At 70.8% G+C, this 19197-nt stretch carries 13 protein-coding genes; 6 read left to right on the top strand and 7 right to left on the bottom strand.

Features of this window, described 5'->3' with window-relative positions; all coding sequences use genetic code 11:
* Positions 1 to 192: 192 nt before the first annotated feature.
* Both QFZ71_RS14420 and QFZ71_RS14415 read right to left on the bottom strand, forming a co-directional pair.
* On the bottom strand, positions 193 to 1359 hold the full coding sequence (locus QFZ71_RS14420; RefSeq protein ID WP_373465196.1) for a metallophosphoesterase: 1167 nt from the start codon (positions 1357 to 1359) through the stop codon (positions 193 to 195).
* A gap of 159 nt (positions 1360 to 1518) precedes the next feature.
* Positions 1519 to 2631 carry a LacI family DNA-binding transcriptional regulator gene (locus QFZ71_RS14415; protein ID WP_030725112.1) on the bottom strand — a complete coding sequence of 371 codons (1113 nt, stop codon included), beginning with the start codon at positions 2629 to 2631 and terminating at the stop codon, positions 1519 to 1521.
* 402 nt (positions 2632 to 3033) lie between these two features.
* Here QFZ71_RS14415 and hisC point away from each other — a divergent pair, with 402 nt between their 5' ends.
* The 5 genes from hisC (at position 3034) to QFZ71_RS14390 (ending at position 12410) form a co-directional block, all read left to right on the top strand.
* Positions 3034 to 4113, top strand: a complete 1080-nt coding sequence (gene hisC, locus QFZ71_RS14410) for a histidinol-phosphate transaminase (protein ID WP_307668627.1) — start codon at positions 3034 to 3036, stop codon at positions 4111 to 4113.
* A 342-nt stretch (positions 4114 to 4455) separates the two neighbouring features.
* On the top strand, positions 4456 to 5964 hold the full coding sequence (locus QFZ71_RS14405) for a cytochrome ubiquinol oxidase subunit I (RefSeq protein WP_307668626.1): 1509 nt from the start codon (positions 4456 to 4458) through the stop codon (positions 5962 to 5964).
* Between the two features lie 16 nt (positions 5965 to 5980).
* Positions 5981 to 6982 (top strand): cytochrome d ubiquinol oxidase subunit II, encoded by a 1002-nt coding sequence (cydB, locus tag QFZ71_RS14400; protein WP_307668625.1) that lies wholly within the window; start codon positions 5981 to 5983, stop codon positions 6980 to 6982.
* Positions 6983 to 7077: 95 nt separating this feature from the next.
* Entirely contained in the window at positions 7078 to 10602 is a 3525-nt protein-coding gene (gene cydD, locus QFZ71_RS14395) for a thiol reductant ABC exporter subunit CydD (RefSeq protein WP_307668624.1), read from the top strand.
* Positions 10603 to 10703: 101 nt separating this feature from the next.
* Positions 10704 to 12410 (top strand): GAF domain-containing sensor histidine kinase, encoded by a 1707-nt coding sequence (locus QFZ71_RS14390; protein ID WP_307668623.1) that lies wholly within the window; start codon positions 10704 to 10706, stop codon positions 12408 to 12410.
* A gap of 121 nt (positions 12411 to 12531) precedes the next feature.
* Here the strand turns inward: QFZ71_RS14390 and QFZ71_RS14385 are convergent, their stop codons facing one another.
* Complete coding sequence (locus tag QFZ71_RS14385; RefSeq protein ID WP_307668622.1) at positions 12532 to 13389, bottom strand: HAD family hydrolase; 858 nt, start codon at positions 13387 to 13389, stop codon at positions 12532 to 12534.
* Positions 13390 to 13536: 147 nt separating this feature from the next.
* Between QFZ71_RS14385 and QFZ71_RS14380 the strand changes: the two genes are divergently transcribed.
* On the top strand, positions 13537 to 14439 hold the full coding sequence (locus QFZ71_RS14380; RefSeq protein WP_307668621.1) for an LLM class flavin-dependent oxidoreductase: 903 nt from the start codon (positions 13537 to 13539) through the stop codon (positions 14437 to 14439).
* 160 nt (positions 14440 to 14599) lie between these two features.
* On the opposite strand, the gene QFZ71_RS14375 is transcribed toward QFZ71_RS14380, so the two are convergent.
* The 4 genes from QFZ71_RS14375 to QFZ71_RS14360 form a co-directional block, all read right to left on the bottom strand.
* Positions 14600 to 15154, bottom strand: a complete 555-nt coding sequence (locus QFZ71_RS14375; protein WP_307668620.1) for an RNA 2'-phosphotransferase — start codon at positions 15152 to 15154, stop codon at positions 14600 to 14602.
* Positions 15155 to 15467: 313 nt separating this feature from the next.
* The gene (locus tag QFZ71_RS14370) at positions 15468 to 16445 is read right to left on the bottom strand and encodes a MerR family transcriptional regulator (protein ID WP_307668619.1); all 978 of its coding nucleotides are present in this window, start codon (positions 16443 to 16445) and stop codon (positions 15468 to 15470) included.
* Positions 16442 to 18211 (bottom strand): SDR family oxidoreductase, encoded by a 1770-nt coding sequence (locus tag QFZ71_RS14365; RefSeq protein ID WP_307668618.1) that lies wholly within the window; start codon positions 18209 to 18211, stop codon positions 16442 to 16444. Before QFZ71_RS14365 ends, QFZ71_RS14370 begins: the two co-directional genes overlap by 4 nt.
* The gene (locus tag QFZ71_RS14360) at positions 18208 to 19065 is read right to left on the bottom strand and encodes a M24 family metallopeptidase (RefSeq protein WP_307668617.1); all 858 of its coding nucleotides are present in this window, start codon (positions 19063 to 19065) and stop codon (positions 18208 to 18210) included. The genes QFZ71_RS14365 and QFZ71_RS14360 overlap by 4 nt, the downstream gene beginning before the upstream one ends.
* Positions 19066 to 19197 lie beyond the last annotated feature (132 nt).

Raw genomic sequence — 19197 nt, 5'->3', positions numbered from 1 at the left:
CCGTCGGTGCCCGGAAGCCCGCGTGGACCGGGCGATCGGGCGGAAACGGAGGAGAGCCTGCCACTGATAGGCCGATGGTAGAGCGCTCACGGCAAGGGGTGACAGAGGGTTTCCGGAATTGGGTCCGATGACGGGCCCGGTGATCGGCGGGGACGGCGCGGGCGGAACCTGAAGCGTCTTCCCCGCCGACGGTCAGTCATGCAGCGGGAGCTGAACCACCAGCAGCTTTCCGGCCATGGTCACTCCGCCGTCCATGGCGATGGCGAGACCGTCCGCGTACACGTGGGGGCCGGTGATCACGGGTCCCGAGCCCTCCTCGCCGTCCTCCGTGCCGACCTCGCCCAGGAGGTACGGAATGGGGCTGTGACCATGGACGACGCGCTGTCCGCCGTACGTCGAGAGCAGCTCGCGCACGGCCTGGGAGCCGCCCTCGTCACGGAAGGCGAACCGCTTGGTGAGCTTGCGGAACAGGTCCCAGCACTCGTCGGCGTCGTTGCGCGTGAGAATGGCCGTGATCGTGTCGTTGACGTCCTCGATGGTGGAGCCGTAGTCGAGGTAGGCCGTCGTGTCGGAGTGCAGCAGCAGGTGGCCGTCCTGCTCGACGACGGCGTCGAGCCGGGACATCCACTGGAGGTGGACGTCCTGGAGGCGCTCCATATCGGCCTTCTGGCCGCCGTTGAGCAGCCAGGCGGCCTGGAAGGTGGCGGTGCCCGCCCCTGAGTTGACCGGGGTGTCGGCGAACCGCTTGGCGCCGATCAGCAGCAGTTCGTGGTTGCCCATCAGGGCCTTGCAGTAGCCGCCGGCCGCCGCGGCCTCGGCGGAGAGCCTCATGACGAGGTCGATGACCCCGATGCCGTCCGGGCCGCGGTCGGTGAAGTCGCCGAGGAACCACAGCCGGGCGTTGCCCGCGGCCCACTTCCCCTCGGCGTCGATGAGGCCCTGCTCGCCGAGGGCGGCCAGCAACTCGTCCAGGTAGCCATGGACGTCCCCGACGACGTAGAGCGGACCGCGACTGTCGTCGGGGGCGGGGCCGGGGGTCGGCTCGGGGACCGTGGGGACCTGGACCGTGTCGCCGCGCCGGATGACCGGGAGGTCCCGTTCGGTCGGCGTGTACCCGTCCGGCTGCTCGTCGCCCATCACGGCGTTGCCGGGGTGCGTCGGTGGAGGCGGTGCGGGCGTGTGCGGCGGAACGGGAGTGTCCGGCTCCGGCGCGCGCGGCGGCACCGGGGAAGGCGGTGCCGCCTGTGCCTGCGGTGGTACGGGTGTCTGCGCGTACGGCGGAACTCGGAAGTCACGCAACGTCGCCGTCCGCACCACGGGTTCCTGACCGGCCCCCTGAGTCATCGACCCCTCCACCACCGTCGCGCCGCCGTACACCTGACGGGCCCTGCCTGGTAGAGGTGGTCCGCGGTGTCGTGCGCCCATCATAGGAATGCGGATCGATCTGTGTGACGCACCAGGGGTGGTGAATCCGGGCGCACGCACGGATCACCGGTCGATTGGTCCGAAAAGTGACGATCAATCCCTGCTGGGAGAGCGCGGCGCGCTGACCGTGGTGCGCGGTGGACGCCGTTGGGACGAGGTCCGGACGATGAGCTCCGTCGGTATGACCTGCTCCACCGGGCCGTCGTGCTCGACCCCTTCGATGGCGTCGATGAGGAGCTGGACGACCGCCGTGCCGATGCGGCGGGGCTTCAGAGAGAGCGTCGTGATGGGCGGCTCGGTGGCCGCGTACACGGTGGACTCGCTGCAGCAGACCAGCAGGAGGTCCTCGGGGACGCGCAGCCCGTAGCGGCGGGCCGCCGCGAGGAGGTCGGTGCCGTTGGGGTCGAAGAGTCCGTAGACCGCGTCGGGGCGGTCCGGGCGGGCGAGCAGCCGGTCGGCGGCCACCGCGCCCGCGCACGGGTCGTGGGCCGGGTAGGACTCGTAGACGGGGTCCTGACCGACCCGCTCACACCAGTGGAGGTAGGCGGCGGTGGACAGCCGGGTGTAGGTGTCGGTGGTGTTGCCGGTCAGCAGGCCGATGCGGCGGGCCCCGGCGGCGGCGAGGTGGTCGAGGAGGTCGAGGACGGCGGCCCGGTGGTCGTTGTCGACCCAGGCGGTGACGGGGAGCGTGCCGGCGGGGCGGCCGTCCGAGACGACGGGCAGTCCCTGGCGGACGAGTTCGGTGACGACCGGGTCCTGGTCGGACGGGTCGATGACGACGGTCCCGTCGAGCGCGACGTTCGACCAGACGTCGTGCCGGGAGGTGGCGGGGAGGATGACGAGGGCGTAGCCGCGGGCGAGCGCCGCGGAGGTCGCGGCTCTCGCCATCTCCGCGAAGTACGCGAATTCGGTGAAGGTGAAAGGTTCATTCCCGTACGTGGTCACGGTCAGGCCGATGAGCCCCGACTTGCCCGTACGGAGGGTTCGGGCCGCGGCGGACGGGCGGTAGCCCAGGCGCTCGGCGACCTCGCGGACATGGCGGCGGGTGGCGTCCGGGAGCCTGCCCTTGCCGTTGAGCGCGTCGGAGACGGTCGTGATCGAGACTCCGGCCGCGGCGGCCACGTCGCGGATCCCCGCCCGTCCTGGCCGGCCGCTGCGCCGGGGGGTCTCCGTCCGGCTCACCTGGTGCTTCCCTGCTGCTGTCATGGCGAGCCGATAGTAGGGCTCCGGAGGGGGGTCGGTCCGGTCGCATATGCGCACGTTGACAGGCACGTTTCTGCAAGGCGACGCCCCATCAGTTCCCTTGTAAAGCAAGGCAGTTGGATGAACCCGCATGCGGGTTTCAGGTCCTGGGGCCAGATGGCCTGCTGTATGTTCGATGTCTCGAAGAGGTCTCAACTCACCACTTCGGGGGACGCGCGCCACGGCGCGAGCCACGGGCGCGCGATACGGAGGTGAGCGCCCCCTCCGGTGAAACCCCTGGTGGTCCCGTGCGGGGCCCCTTCCCGGGCGCTGCCGTCGATTTCCCGCTCGTCCCATTCGCACCGGGGCCCAATCCTCATAGGGTGTGCAGTATTGCTGTGAACGGACGGTCGAGGAGGACCTGCGGTGAGCGAGACGAGCCCCAAGCTGCGCGCCGAGCTGGACGGCGTTCCCGCCTATGTGCCGGGGAAGCCGGCGGCGGCCGGCGGCCCGGTCGCGTACAAGCTGTCCTCCAACGAGAATCCCTACCCGCCGTTGCCGGGTGTCCTGGATTCCGCGCTCGCCGCCGCGGGGAACTTCAACCGCTACCCGGACATGGCGTGCACCGGCCTGATGAACGAGCTGGCCGACCGTTTCGGTGTGCCTCTTTCGCATCTCGCCACCGGTACCGGCTCGGTGGGCGTCGCCCAGCAGCTGTTGCAGGCCACCTCCGGCCCCGGCGACGAGGTCATCTACGCCTGGCGGTCCTTCGAGGCGTACCCGATCATCACCCAGGTCAGCGGTGCGACCTCGGTGAAGGTTCCGCTGACCGACGGAGAGGTGCACGACCTCGACGCGATGGCGGAGGCGATCACCGACCGGACCCGGCTGATCTTCGTCTGCAACCCCAACAACCCCACCGGCACGGTGGTGCGCCGGGCCGAGCTGGAACGGTTCCTCGACCGGGTGCCGAGCGACGTGCTGGTGGTGCTCGACGAGGCGTACAAGGAGTTCATCCGGGACCCGGAGGTGCCGGACGGCATCGAGATCTACCGGGATCGCCCCAATGTGGCGGTGCTGCGGACCTTCTCCAAGGCGTACGGCCTGGCGGGGCTGCGGGTCGGGTTCGCGGTGGCCCACGAGCCGGTGGCGGCGGCGCTGCGCAAGACGGCCGTCCCCTTCGGCGTGAGCCAGCTCGCCCAGGACGCGGCGGTGGCCTCGCTCCGCGCCGAGGACGAGCTGCTGGGCCGGGTCGGCTCGCTGGTCGCCGAGCGCGTCCGGGTGAGCGCCGAGCTGGAGCGCCAGGGCTGGGCGGCGCCGGAGTCCCACGCGAACTTCGTCTGGCTGCGGCTGGGGGAGCGGACCCTCGACTTCGCCGGGGCCTGCGAGCGGGCCGGGGTGGTCGTGCGGCCCTTCGCCGGTGAGGGCGTCCGGGTCACGATCGGCGAGAGCGAGGGAAACGACCTCTTCCTCAAGGCGGCGGAGGCGTTCCGCGCGGAACTGTAGCCCTCCGCTCCCTGCTGCCGCTCGCTGGAGCGGCCTCCGCAAGGGCCCCGGACCTCGATCGACGAGGACCGGGGCCCTTCGCGTGGGGCGGCTCGGACACCTGGGAGCGGGAGGTGAGGAGGGGGTGGGGCGGGCGCGGTTCCGGCGCAGGCGGTGGGCGGGAGCCGGCGGTGGGGGTGGGCGGAGAAGGGGTACCCCCGGCGAAGGCTCCGCATGTGTGTGCGCCATAATTGCTTGTGAATGTGAACGCGTTCACAAGCGTGCCCCGCTTCCTCCCGTAATCGGGGGGATCGAAGGGGCATAGTGCCGGTATGACCACGGCGATGTAAGGAGACTGACGACGTGGACCTCGCTCTGGCGCCGGAAACCCTGGCGCGATGGCAGTTCGGCATCACCACCGTCTACCACTTCCTCTTCGTCCCGCTGACGATCTCACTCGCCGCGCTCACCGCCGGCCTGCAGACCGCCTGGGTACGGACGGACAACGAGAAGTACCTCAGGGCCACCAAGTTCTGGGGCAAACTGTTCCTGATCAACATCGCCATGGGTGTCGTCACCGGCATCGTCCAGGAGTTCCAGTTCGGCATGAACTGGTCCGACTACTCGCGCTTCGTCGGCGACATCTTCGGCGCACCCCTCGCCTTCGAGGCGCTGATCGCCTTCTTCTTCGAGTCCACCTTCATCGGCCTGTGGATCTTCGGCTGGGACAAGCTCCCGAAGAAGATCCACCTCGCCTGTATCTGGGTGGTCTCGATCGGCACGATCCTCTCCGCCTACTTCATCCTGGCGGCCAACTCCTGGATGCAGCATCCGGTCGGCTACCGGATCAACGAGGAGCGCGGCCGCGCCGAACTCACCGACTTCTGGCGGGTACTCACCCAGGACACCGCAGTCACCCAGTTCTTCCACACCATCACTGCGGCGTTCCTGGTCGGCGGGGCCTTCATGGTCGGCATCGCCGCGTTCCACCTGGCGCGCAAGAAGCACATTCCGGTGATGCGGACCTCGCTGCGGCTGGGTCTGATCACCGTGGTGATCGCCGGCCTGCTCACCGCCGTCAGCGGCGACCGCCTGGCCAAGGTCATGTTCAAGCAGCAGCCGATGAAAATGGCTGCCGCCGAGGCCCTGTGGGACGGTCAGGAGCGGGCGCCGTTCTCGATCTTCGCGTACGGGGACGTCAGTAAGGGCCACAACTCCGTGGAGATCTCTCTCCCCGGGATACTGTCCTTCCTCGCCAACAACGACTTCGATTCCTACGTCCCCGGCATCAACGACGTGAACAAGGAGTCGCAGCAGAAGTACGGGCCCGGCGACTACCGCCCCAACATCCCGGTCGCGTTCTGGAGCTTCCGGTGGATGATCGGCTTCGGCATGTTCTCCTTCGGCCTCGGGCTGCTGGGGCTCTGGCTGACCCGGAAGAAGTTCCTACTGCCACCGGCGCTGCGGACCGGTGAGGACGAGGTGCCGCATCTGGTCCTCTTCCGGAACAAGGCGCTGAGCCCGAGGCTCACCAAGCTCTACTGGGTCGCCGCGCTCTGGACGCTGCTCTTCCCCCTGATCGCCAACTCCTGGGGGTGGATCTTCACCGAGATGGGCCGCCAGCCGTGGGTGGTCTACGGGGTGCTGGAGACCAGGTCCGGGGTCTCCCCCGGCGTCTCGCAGGGCGAGGTACTCACCTCGATGATCGTCTTCACCCTGCTCTACGCGGCGCTCGCCGTGGTCGAGGTGAAGCTTCTCGTGAAGTACGTCAAGGCCGGTCCTCCGGAACTCACCGAGGACGACCTCAATCCGCCCAAGAAGATCGGCGGGCACGACGAAGACGCCGACCGGCCGATGGCCTTCTCGTACTGAGCACAGGAGCTGAGAGATGGAACTCCACGACGTCTGGTTCGTGCTCATCGCCGTCCTCTGGATCGGCTACTTCTTCCTGGAGGGATTCGACTTCGGCATCGGGATCCTCACCAGACTGCTGGCCCGTGACCGCAAGGAGCGCCGGGTCCTGATCAACACGATCGGACCCGTCTGGGACGGCAACGAGGTCTGGCTGATCTCCGCGGGCGGTGCGACCTTCGCCGCCTTCCCCGAGTGGTACGCCACGCTGTTCTCCGGCTTCTACCTGCCGTTGCTGATCATCCTGTTCTGCCTGATCCTGCGCGGCGTCGCCTTCGAGTACCGCGCCAAACGGACCGGGGAGCGGTGGCAGACGAACTGGGAGGCCGCGATCTTCTGGACCTCCCTGATCCTCGCGGTGCTGTGGGGCGTCGTGTTCGGGAACATCGTGCGGGGCGTGAAGATCGACGGGGACATGGAGTACGTCGGCAACTTCTGGGATCTCTTCAACCCGTACGCCATCCTCGGCGGCCTGGTCACGCTGACCCTCTTCACCTTCCACGGAGCGGTGTTCGCGGGGCTGAAGACGGCGGGCGACATCCGGGTCCGGGCCCGTTCCCTGGCGCTCAAACTGGGTCCGGTCGTCGCGGTGTTCGCGCTGGGTTTCCTGCTCTGGACCCAGGCCGACAACGGGGACGCCTGGAGTCTGGGGGCCCTGATCGTGGCGGTGGTGGCGCTGCTGGCAGCGATTGCGGCCATCGCCAAGGGGCGTGAGGGCTGGTCGTTCGCCTTCTCGGGCGTGACGATCGCGGCGGCGGTCGCGATGCTCTTCCTGACGCTGTTCCCGAACGTCATGCCGTCCTCGCTGAACGACGCCTGGAACCTCACGGTCACCAACGCCTCGTCCAGTCCGTACACGCTCACGATCATGACCTGGTGCGCGGGCATCGCCACCCCGGTCGTGCTGCTCTACCAGAGCTGGACCTACTGGGTCTTCCGTAAGCGCATCGGCACCCAGCACATCGCCGACGCGCACTGAGTCCGGCGAACCGCCGCGGGCCCGAGACCTCCGAGAGGCCCGCGGCGGACGCCGATCCCGCAGAACTCACCGACCCCGCCGGGGGGATGTTTCACGTGAAACCGATCGATCCGCGTCTCCTCCACCATGCACGGGCCACCCGTCTCTTCCTGGCGGCCGTGGTCGCCCTCGGTCTGGTCGGCGCGCTGCTGGTGATCGGCCAGGCCATGCTCATCGCCGAGATCGTGGTGGGTGGTTTCCAGGACGGGCTCACGGTCACCGAGCTGCGCACCCCTCTGCTGCTGCTCGCCGCGGTCGCGGCCGGCCGGGCCCTGGTCGCCTGGCTCACCGAGCTGGCGGCCCATCGCGCCAGCGCGGCCGTCAAGTCCGAACTGCGTGGTCGGCTCATGGAGCGGGCCACGCGGCTGGGCCCCGACTGGCTGAGCGGCCGGCGCACCGGTTCGCTGGTCGCCCTGGCGACCCGCGGGATCGACGCGCTCGACGACTACTTCGCGCGCTACCTCCCGCAGCTCGGCCTCGCGGTCGTCGTGCCCCTCGCGGTGCTCGCGCGGATCGTCACCGAGGACTGGGTCTCGGCGGCGATCATCGTGGTCACCCTGCCGCTCATCCCCCTCTTCATGATCCTGATCGGCTGGGCCACCCAGTCCCGGATGGACCGCCAGTGGCAGCTGCTGTCCCAGCTCTCCGGGCACTTCCTGGACGTGGTCGCCGGTCTGCCGACCCTCAAGGTGTTCGGGCGGGCCAAGGCCCAGGCCGCCTCGATCCGCACGATCACCTCCGACTACCGCCGGGCCACCCTGCGCACCCTGCGGATCGCCTTCCTCTCCTCGTTCGCCCTGGAACTGCTGGCCACCCTGTCGGTGGCCCTGGTCGCCGTGACGATCGGCATGCGGCTCGTCCACGGCGAACTCGACCTCTACACCGGTCTGGTCGTCCTGATCCTGGCCCCGGAGGCGTATCTGCCGATCCGCCAGGTCGGAGCGCAGTATCACGCGGCGGCCGAAGGGCTCTCGGCCGCCGAGGAGATCTTCACGGTCCTGGAGACCGAACCCCGGACCCCGGGCGGCGAGGACGTCCCGGACCCGCTGCGGCTGGAGCTGGCGGGCGTGACCGTACGCCACGAAGGCCGCGCCGAACCGTCGCTGAACGCCGCTTCACTCACCGTGGAGCCGGGGGAGACCGTCGCCCTGGTCGGCCCGAGCGGCGTCGGCAAGTCCACCCTGCTGAACGTGGTCCTCGGATTCGCCGTACCCGACGAGGGCCGCGTCCGGGTGGGCGGCCGGGACCTCGCGGAGCTGGACCTCGAACGCTGGCGGAGCCGTATCGCCTGGGTCCCCCAGCGCCCCCACCTCTTCGCAGGCACCATCGCCGAGAACGTCCGGCTCGCCCGGCCCGGAGCCGACGACGAGGCGGTCCTCGCGGCGCTGCGGGACGCGGGCGCGTACGACTTCGTCGACGCGTTGCCCGACGGGATGCTCACCGCGCTCGGCGAGGACGGCGCAGGGCTCTCCGCGGGCCAGCGCCAGCGCCTCGCGCTCGCCCGCGCCTTCCTCGCCGACCGGCCGGTCCTCCTGCTGGACGAGCCGACCGCGAGCCTGGACGGCGAGAGCGAGGCGGGCATCGTCGACGCGGTACGGAGGCTGGCCGCCGGGCGGACCGTCCTGCTGGTCGTCCACCGCCCGGCCCTGCTGGCGGTCGCCGACCGTGTGGTGACGCTGGAGGCGGGCGGCGACACCGTCCCCCGGACCGTGACGGTGGGCCATGCCACCGGACCGGCCGTACCGCAGCCGCTCGCAGGGGGCGAACTTCTCGATACCCGCCGGACGGAGGAACTGCGCAGGGCCGACAGCGGTCCGAGGGGGGCCGGGGCCCGCTCGGGACGGGTGCTCGCCCGCGTCCGGAGGTCCGCCGGGGCGCAGCGAGGCCAACTGGCCCTGGCGCTGCTGCTGGGCAGCCTGGCGGTCGGATCGGCCGTGGGGCTGATGGCCGTCTCCGGCTGGCTGATCTCCCGCGCCTCGGAGGAACCGCCGGTCATGTACTTGATGATGGCGGTCACCGCGACCCGCGCCTTCGGTATCGGGCGGGCGGTCTTCCGCTACGCCGAGCGGCTCGTCTCGCACGACGCGGTCCTGAAGCTCCTCGCCGACCTGCGCGTATCCGTCTACCGGGGGCTCGAACGCATCGCCCCCGCCGGTCTGCGCACCACACGCCGCGGCGATCTCCTGACCCGGCTCGTCGCCGACGTGGACGCGCTCCAGGACTACTGGCTGCGCTGGCTCCTGCCCGCCGGAACCGCCGCCGTGGTGGGGACCGCGGCCGCCGGGTTCACCGGCTGGCTGCTCCCGGAGGCCGGTGTGATCCTCGCGGTCGGACTCCTGCTCGCCGGGGCCGGCGTCCCACTCGTCAGCGGCGCCTGCGCCCGCCGCACGGAGCGACGGCTCGCACCGGCCCGCGCCGCCCTGACCACCCGCGTCACCGATCTCCTCGGCGGCACCGCGGAGCTGACCGTCGCCGGCGCGCTGCCGGAGCGGCGCGCACAGCTGCGCACGGCCGACACCCTGCTCACCGGCATCGCCTCGCGCGCCGCCGCCGCGACCGCGCTCGGTGGCGGACTGTCCGCCCTGGTCTGCGGGTTCACCGTGGTGGCGGCCGCCCTCGTCGCCGTTCCCGCCGTGAACGACGGCCGGCTCTCCGGGGTCGCGCTCGCCGTGGTGGTGCTGACCCCGCTCGCCGCCTTCGAAGCCGTGGCCGGGCTGCCGCTCGCCGTGCAGTACCGCCAACGCGTCGCCCGGAGCGCGGAGCGGGTCTTCGAGGTGCTGGACGCTCCGGTGCCCGTACACGAGCCCGAGACCCCCGCGAAGGAGCCGCCCTCCCCGTTCCCGCTGGAGGTACGGGCGCTGAGCGCCCGCTATCCGGGGGCCGGGCACGACGCGCTGACCTCGCTCGACCTGACGCTGACGCCCGGACGGCGCATCGCGGTCGTGGGACCCTCCGGATCGGGCAAGACGACGCTCGCCCAGGTGCTCCTGCGCTTTCTGGACGCCTCGTCGGGGACGTACCGGCACGGCGGGGTCGATGCGTCGGCGCTGGACTCGGACACCGTCCGGCGCTCGGTCGGGCTCTGCGCCCAGGACGCGCACGTCTTCGACAGCACGATCCGCGAGAACCTGCTCCTCGCCCGCCCCGGAGCCACCGACCCCGAACTGCGCGACGCGCTCTCCCGCGCCCGACTCCTGGACTGGGTACTGGCCCTTCCGCACGGTCTCGACACCCCGGTGGGCGAGCACGGGGCGCGGATCTCCGGCGGTCAGCGCCAACGCCTCGCCCTCGCCCGTGCGCTGCTCGCCGACTTTCCCGTACTCGTCCTGGACGAGCCGGCCGAACACCTCGACCTGCCGACCGCGGACGCCCTCACCGCCGATCTGCTGGACGCGACCCCGGGCTGTGCGACGGTCCTGATCACGCACCGGCTGACCGGGCTGGAGACGGTCGACGAGGTGCTCGTGCTGAACGAGGGGCGGGTCGTGCAGCGCGGGCCGTACGCCGAGCTCGCGGCCGAGGACGGGCCGCTGCGCCGCATGCTGGAACGCGAGAGGGAGACGGTCGCGGCGGGGGTGTGATCCGTCGTCCGCGCGGGGCGGAGGCGGCGGTCAGCGGCCGCCCCAGACATCACTGGCATTCTCGACTTTCGTCCCCTACCGGCACTAACTACGCTCGGTCCATGGCAGAGCCCGACCCGAAGGACTCCCTCGACGCCGCCACGCGGGCCGCTCGCAGTCTCCAAGGTCTGTCCACGGAGCTGACCGCCCGGGTGCCCCAGCTGCTGGAGGCGATGCGGTCGGTCGGTTCGGGTCTCGAACTGCACTCCACCCTGGACCGGATCTGCGAGACGGCCGCCGAACTCGCCCACGCCGAGTACGCCGCGATCGGTGTCATCGACGAATCGGGCGAGGGGCTGTCGGACTTCGTCACGTACGGCGTTCCGCAGGAGGTGGCCGAGGAGATCGGTCGGCGCCCCGACGGGCATCGGGGGCTGCTCGGCGCGCTGGTCCACGACCCCGGCCCGGTCCACCTGGCAGACCTGACCACCGACCCCCGGTCCGCGGGCTTCCCGGCGGGACACCCTCGGATGCGGACCTTCCTGGGGGTGCCCATCCAGGTCCAGGGGGAGATCTTCGGCAACCTCTACCTCACCGAGAAGCAGAACGGCGCGGAGTTCACCGACTACGACCTCCACATGGTCCGGGTGCTCGCCACACAGGCGGGGATCGCCATCGGCAACGCCCGGTTGTACGAGGCGGCGCGGCAGCGGGAGTACTGGATCGACGGTTCGGTCGCGGTCACCACCGCGCTCCTGTCGGGCGGGGACGCGGACGAGGCGCTGTCCGTGGTCGCCGAACAGGCCCGGCGGCTCGCCGACTCCGCCGCCGGGATCGTGCTCCTGCCGGCCGAGGAGGGCGGGCTGGAGATCGTCGCCGTCTCGTCCGACGACCCCTCGTCCTCGCTCGGGGTGATCGTCCCTCCCCGGAGCGCGGTGGTGGCGAAGCTGCTCGCGGGCGAGGCGGTCTTCATCGACGACTCGGCCACCGACAGCCGGATGGTGACCAGGCTGGCGGGCCGGTTCGGCCCGAGCATGATGCTGCCGCTCCACAGCGGTGGCCGGGTGCTCGGTGCCCTGGCCACCCCCCGGTCCCGCGGCGCGCGGCCGTTCACGGAGTCCGAACGGACGCTCGCCACCCAGTTCGCCTCCCAGGCGGCGCTCGCGCTGATGATGGCCGAGGCGCAGCGGGACCGGGAGCGGCTGGCGGTGTACGAGGACCGCGACCGGATCGCCCGCGACCTCCACGACCTGGTCATCCAGCGGCTGTTCGCCACCGGGATGATGCTGGAGAGCGCCCAGCGCAGAGCGGTCGTGCCGGAGGTGCGGACCGGTGTCGGCCGGGCGGTGGACGAGTTGGACGTGACGATCCAGGAGATCCGCACGGCCATCTTCGCGCTTCAGCAGGAACCGGCCGAGGCCCCGTCCGGGCTCCGTACCCGCGTGCTGCGGGAGATCAACATGGCCGCCGTCCCGCTCGGCTTCAAGCCCTCGCACCGCTTCCTGGGCCCGGTGGACGCGCTCGTCGGCGAGCTGACCGGCAAGAACCTGGTCGCCGCGTTGCGCGAGGCCCTGTCCAACGCGTTCCGGCACGCGGGGGCGTCGCTGATCGATGTGGTCGTCGACGCGACGGTGACCCTGCCGGACGGGAGGGGGGCGGTGCGACTCTCGGTGGCCGACGACGGCGTGGGAATCCCGGAGGACGGCCGCCGCAGCGGACTGCGCAATCTGGCCCGCCGCGCCGAGTCCCTGGGCGGGTCGAGCCGGATCGAGCCGGGCCTCGGGGAGGGCGGCGGCGGTACGACGGTGGTGTGGGAGGCGCCTCTGTGAGGGAGCGGTGGGGAAGCGCCGCTATGGGGGAGGGCCTGTGGCTGGCGGCAGGTCTGCACAGGCGGGCCGCAGGTCTTCGGCAGGGTCGCAGCAGTGCCTGCCGCGACCCTGCCGAAAGGTTTCAGCGGTTGACTGTGCGGGCGGCGAGGATCCGCTCGATGACGGCCGCCACCCCGTCCTCCTCGTTGCTCGCGGTCCGGCCCGTGGCGGCGGCCACCGCGGCCGGGTGGGCGTTGCCCATGGCGAAGGAGGCGCCGGCCCAGCTGAGCATCTCGACGTCGTTGGGCATGTCGCCGAAGGCGACCACCTCGGACGGTGCGATGCCGCGCTCCGCACAGCAGGCGGCGAGGGTGGTGGCCTTGGAGACGCCGGGACCGCTGACCTCCAGGAGCGCGGAGGGACTGGAGCGGGTGAAGGCGGCCCGGTCTCCGGCCGTCGTACGGGCCAGCGCGAGGAAGGCGTCGGGCGCCAGCTCCGTGTGGTGGGCCAGCAGTTTGACGACCGGTGCTCCGGCCCCCGGCGCGTCCTCGTGCAGCAGCTTCTCGGCGACCGCCACCGCGGCGCCCGGATCCAGGTGGAAGGGCGGGTAGGACGGTTCGTAGTTGATGCCGGTGGTCAGCTCGACGGCGAAGGAGGTGCCGGGGGCCGCCTCGCGCAGGGTGCGCACGACGTGCAGGGCGGCTTCGCGCTCCAGCGGCCGTACGGAGATCAGCTCGCCGTCCGTCCGCAGATCGGTGACCACGGCTCCGTTGGCGCAGATCGCCGTGCCGTGGCTCTGGACGTGGGCCCGTACGACGTCCATCCAGCGGGCCGGCCTGCCGGTCACGAAGAAGACCTCGATGCCGGCCTCCTCGGCCGCGGCGAGAGCCGCGACCGTGCGGGCGGACAGCGTCTTGTCGTCGCGCAGCAGGGTGCCGTCGAGGTCGGTGGCGATCAGCCGGGTCACGGCGGGAAGAGGCGTCTCGGTCACTGAGGTCACCGGCCCATTCTCGCCCACGGGGGTGCACGTGCGTGCGGAGGTGCGCACATCTGAGTGAATAAGCCGCTGACCAGCGAAAATGTTTCTGGCATATGCCAAAGCCCTCCGATGGTCGCAAGAGCTGTGCGCGGCCGTAGGCTCAGGGGCATGAGTCCCCGCTTGAGCACCGTGATTCTGCCCGTCCACCGCTGGCATGAGGGAGGCCGCGACCGGTGGCGGCGGGCGGAGGAGCTGGGTTTCCATACCGCCTACACCTACGACCACCTCTCCTGGCGGACCTTCCGGGACGGTCCGTGGTTCGGGGCGCTCCCCACGCTGACCGCCGCGGCTACGGCGACCGAACGGCTGCGGCTGGGCACCCTCGTGACCTCGCCGAACTTCCGCCACCCGGTCACTCTGGCCAAGGAGCTCATCTCGCTGGACGACGTCTCGGGCGGCCGGATCACCCTCGGCATCGGCGCGGGCGGCAGCGGCTTCGACGCCACCGCCCTGGGCCAGGACGCCTGGACCCCGCGCGAGCGCGCCGACCGGTTCGCCGAGTTCGTACCGCTTCTGGACCGGCTGCTCACCGAGGACGCGGTGACCGAGCGTGGGGCCTTCTACACCGCGGAGGAGGCCCGCAACATCCCCGGATGCGTCCAGCGGCCCCGGCTGCCCTTCGCGGTGGCGGCGACCGGGCCACGCGGTCTGAAGCTCGCGGCCCGCCACGGTCAGGCGTGGGTCACCACCGGTGACCCGAAGCTGTACGAGAACGGCACCCCGGAGGAGTCACGGGCCGCGCTGCGGGCGCAGAACGAGAAGTTCACGGCGGCCTGCGCGGAGATCGGCCGGGACGCCGCCGAGCCCGACCGGATCCTGCTGACCGGCTTCACCCCCGACCGGACCGCCCCGCTGGAGTCGGTGGACGCCTTCGTGGACTTCGCGGGACGCCATGCGGAGCTGGGCTTCACCGAGATCGTCATCCACGCCCCGATCCCGGAATCGGTCTTCGACGTCGACGAGAAGGTCTTCGAACGCATCGCGACCGAAGCGCCGGTACAGCTGGCGTAGGCATCTGCCCGCGCGTCCGGGCGAAGGCGTCCGGGATCGGCCGGAGAGGTCTCCTCACAGGCCGCGGTCGCTCAGCCGTGCGGAGACCCGGGCCGCGCAGCCGCAGGACGCGTGACGCGCCCGCCCGGTCGCGCAGGAACTCCGGCGGTGGCGCGCCCGCTCAGTCGCGCAGGCGCAGGAACTCCGGCGGTACGGCGTCGGCGAGCCAGACCCCGTTGGCGCTGACCCGGAAGACGTGGCCGGCGCGGTGCATCGCGGCCGCGTCCACGGCGAGGACGAGGGGACGACCACGGCGCGCGCCGACCCGGATGGCCGTCTCCCGGTCGGACGACAGGTGGACGTGGTGGCGGGCCATGGGACGCAGCCCCTCGGCCCGGATCGCCTCCAGTGCCGGGGCGACCGTGCCGTGGTAGAGGTACGCGGGCGGCTCGACGGGCGGCAGATCCAGCTCGACGGCGATGGTGTGGCCTTGGTTGGCGCGGATGCGATCACCGTCGACGCCCTTCTCGACGGCGAAGCGCCGCTTGTCGTTGACGGCGACGGCGTGGTCGAGTTCGGCGCGGGAGAGCGCGAAGCCGTTCCGGGCAGCGGCGGCGAGCAACTCGTCCACCGCCACCCAGCCGTTCCGGTCGAGGGTGAGGCCGATGCGTTCGGGCTGGTGCCGCAGATGTTTCGAGAGGTATTTGGACACCTTGACGGTGCGACGTTCGTCCATGACGTCAGCGTGCCGGGAGCAAGCCGGTCGGTGCATCCGCATTTCCCACCGAAGCCCCGCCCCCGCCCTCGTCGTCCTCGTCGCCGTCCGGACGCTCGTGCGGCCGACCTGCTCTGCGGAGCGCCCGCTCTCCGCCTCTCCATCACGCGATTTCGCCGCGTCGTCGCCCTGCCATCGTCTATCGCTTCTTCGTATGGTCAGCCCATCGTTCTTCTGCGATTCTTCGGCTGTTTCCCGCCGTCAGGTTTGATCCACAGCCAACTCGGTTTATCCACAGGCTATTTGATGGATCTGTGGACAAGCGCCCTCTGCTTTAGGGCATTTCATCAATTTTGCCCCCTCTCGCATGATTTGCTGCGAGGTCGTCCAAAGTGCGTGCCTGTAGTTCGCGTTCGGTCGCCGCCGCGACGAACGTGGCGATGTGCTCTCGGCCAACCAGACGCTCTACCGCCTGTGTTGTACGCAGCGGCAACAGCACGGGACGTGGAGCGTCGCCGTCCAGCACATCGCCCCGCGGGTGCAGGTGATGGTGCAGGTACCGGGGTGCGAACGTCCGCATGGCGCGCGCCAGTTCGGCCTCGACCGTCTGCTGCGCGAGAGGGCGCAGCCGCCGGACCAGGGAGGCTGCCTCGGCCGCGTCGGAGTCCGTGGGCGGGCGGGGCCCCAGATAGCGAGCGAAGACGTGCTCGGTGGTGAACTCCAGGAGCCGGGAAGCTATGTGCTCGACCTGGCCGCGAAGTTCCCTGAGGTGACCGGAAATAGCGAGGAGTGGAACGCCTGCCGCGTGCAACTCGACTGCAACAGCGAGCTCTTGTGGACTCGGCACGAGAAACTCGTCGTCGTTTCCCGGCACGCGTTCCAGAACCCCGAGCTCCACCGCCTCCTCGATGGCCCCCTCGTTCCGCCGGCCGCCGAACTTCGTCTCCAGCTCGGAGCGGCTGATCCGGCCGGCCTCCTCGTCCGTCCACGGACCGTGCACCTCCGCGACCAGACCGAGCACCCCGCCGAGCCCCCGCCCCGCGTCCCACGCCTCCAGCAACTCCTTGATGCTGGCCAGGGTGTAGCCCCGGTCGAGCAGGTCCGCGATCTGCCGCAACCGGGTCAGATGGGCCTCTCGGTACACATTGGCCCGTCCGCGCCGCTCGGGGGTCGGCAGGAGCCCCCGGTCCTGGTAGGCGCGGATCGTACGCACGGTGGCCCCACTGGCGTGGGCCAGGTCCTCGATGCGGTACTCGGCGGTCTCCCCGCCCCCGGCCGCCGACGTCCCGCACCCCGCCCCCGCCCCGGTCACAGCGGCGGCTTCAGGCGGGCGACGGAGCGCAGCGCCCCCGGGCTCAGCCGGGAGAGCAACCGGGCGCCGCGGGCCTCCGGGGTCACCGGCACCACGGCCTGGTTGCGCACGACCGCGCGCAGGATCGCGTCGGCGACCTTCTCCGGCGGGTAGTTCCGCCGCCCGTAGAGCTTGCTCGTCCGCTTGCGCAGCCGGTCCTGTTCCGCCTCGTCGACTCCCGTGAATCGCGTGGTGCGGGTGATGTTGGTGTTCACGATGCCGGGGCATATCGCGCTCACCCCGATCGACTTCTCCGCCAGCTCGGCCCGCAGGCATTCACTGAGCATCAGCACGGCCGCTTTCGACGTGCTGTACGCCGGCAACGCGCGCGAGGGCTGGAAGGCGGCGGCCGAAGCCGTGTTGACGATGTGGCCGCCCTGGCCGCGGTCCGCCATCTGCTTGCCGAAGAATCGGCAGCCGTGGATGACCCCCCACAGATTGACGTCGAGGACCTTCTTCCACTCCTCGCTCGTCGTCTCCAGGAAGGAGCCGGAGAGCCCGATCCCGGCGTTGTTGACCAGCACGTCGACGATGCCGTACTCGGCGGCCACCAGAGCGGCGAGCTTCTCCATCGCGGCCTCGTCACCGACGTCGACCGCCTCTCCCCAGGCGGCCGGCGACCCGATCAGCCGTGCCATCTCCGCGGTTCGGGCGGCCCCCTCCGCGTCGCGGTCCACGGCCACGATCCGGGCCCCCGCCTCGGCGAACGCGAACGCCGTGGCCCGCCCGATTCCGGAGGCCGCCCCCGTCACCAGGACCAGCCGACCGCCGAAGTGCTGCGCGTAGGGACCCTGCGGCGCCGGCTGCCGCGGAGCGCCGTCACCTCCGACGGACTCGTTCGCCTCGACGAACTCATGGATCCACGTGGTCAGTTGGTCCGGGCGGGTGCGCGGCACCCAGTGCTTGGCGGGAAGCGATCGCCGTACCAGCGTCGGAACCCAGCTCTCCAGGTCGTCGTAGAGCCGCTCGGAGAGGAAGGAGTCCCCGGTCGGTGTGATCAGCTGGACCGGAGCGTGGGCGTAGGCGTCCGCGCGGGGCCTGCTCAGCCGGGCGCGGACGTTGTCGCGGTAGAGCCAGGCCCCGTGCGCCGCGTCATCCGGCAGAGAGGCGGTCGGATAGTCGCCCGCGGGGACCTTCTCCAACCGCTCCAGGATGCGCGGCCACCGCTTGCCGAGCGGCCCGCGCCAGGCGAGCTCCGGCAGGGCCGGCGTGTGGAGCATGTACACGTACCAGGATTTCGCGCCCTGGCCCAGCAGTTGGCCGACCCGGCGCGGGGTGGGACGGATCATCCGCTGCTTGATCCAGTGCCCGAAGTGGTCCAGGGACGGCCCGGACATCGAGGTGAAGGAGGCGATCCTGCCCTCGGTCCGGCCGACCGTGACGAACTCCCAGGACTGGACGGACCCCCAGTCGTGGCCGACGACGTGCACCGGACGGTCCGGGCTGACCGCGTCGATCACGGCCAGGAAGTCGTCGGTCAGCTTCTCCAGGGTGAAGCCGCCGCGCAGCGGTTTCGGAGCGGTGGACCTGCCGTGCCCCCGTACGTCGTACAGCACCACGTGCCACTGCTCGGCCAGCCGGGCGGCCACCTCCGTCCAGACCTCCTTGCTGTCCGGATAGCCGTGGACCAGCACCACGGTCGGCCGGTCCGCGTCGCCCAGCTCCGCGACGCACAGGTCGACCCCGCCCGTGCGCACGTACCGCTCACGTGCCTGAGACAGATTCACGCCGCCACCTTCTCCTGGTTCCAGCGCCGCACATGCGGCAGATCGTCGTCCAGCCAGAAAGCGCTCTGCTCGGGGTCCTTGGAGTCGGTGACGACCAGGATCTCCTCGAACTTCGCGCCCGTACCCCGGAATCCGAGGTGCGGTTCGACCGCCCACAGCCCCGGCTGTGGCGGGTGGTCGGAGAAGTGGTAGGGGCTCCACAGCGGCGACCAGCCGTCCCGGTGGCCGTGCACGGCGTCGCTGATCAGACCCTTGAGGGACTGAGTGCCGAAGCCGAACACATGCGGTGACCATCGGCGTTCGGAGACCCGGTCGATCTTGTGGGCGATCACGCCGAAGGGATAGGCCCGGTGCCTGTTCGCGTATCCCTGGGAGGTCATGAGGTGTTCGACGTCCTCATATATCTCGCGCAGCGACCGGCGCTCGCGCACCTCCCGCAGGATCAGCTCGCGGTGGGCCTCCAGATCGGCCAGCAGCTTGTCGTGCAGAGGGTTGGGGCCGAGGCATCCCGCATAACCGATGTCGGCGGTGAACCCCTTGTGGACCGGGGCCATGTCGAGGATGAACGGCATGCCCGGCTCCAGCTTCCGGTCGGTCGGGAAGAACTGGAGCGGCACCTTGAACCCGGCGAACGCCGTCCGGTCCCCGAACCAGGCGAACGGGAGGTGGAACCAGTCGCGCACACCGCGCTCGCGCAGCCACACCCGCTGCATCCGGGCCGCCTCGCGCTCGGTCACTCCAGGCCGCAGCCGGCCCGCGACCGCCTCCGCGCAGGCATAGGCCAGCCGCTGGACTTCTCTGAACCCCCGCAACTCCGGGGTGTCCTGCTGCACTGCCGAGGCCATGCCGGTCATGCCACCGTCCGTTCCCTGCCGTATGCGATACGCGTCCGTAACGTGACACTGATGAATGTGACAATGCCCAGCGGCTGCGTCAAGGGGCCTGCATCGCCTGTGGACAACATGGGGAATCCAGGACGGCGGCCT

The organism is Streptomyces sp. V2I9, from assembly GCF_030817475.1.
Lineage (GTDB): Bacteria > Actinomycetota > Actinomycetes > Streptomycetales > Streptomycetaceae > Streptomyces.
Note: the sequence above shows the minus strand (reverse complement) of the source record. Positions and strands in the feature narration are given on the sequence as shown.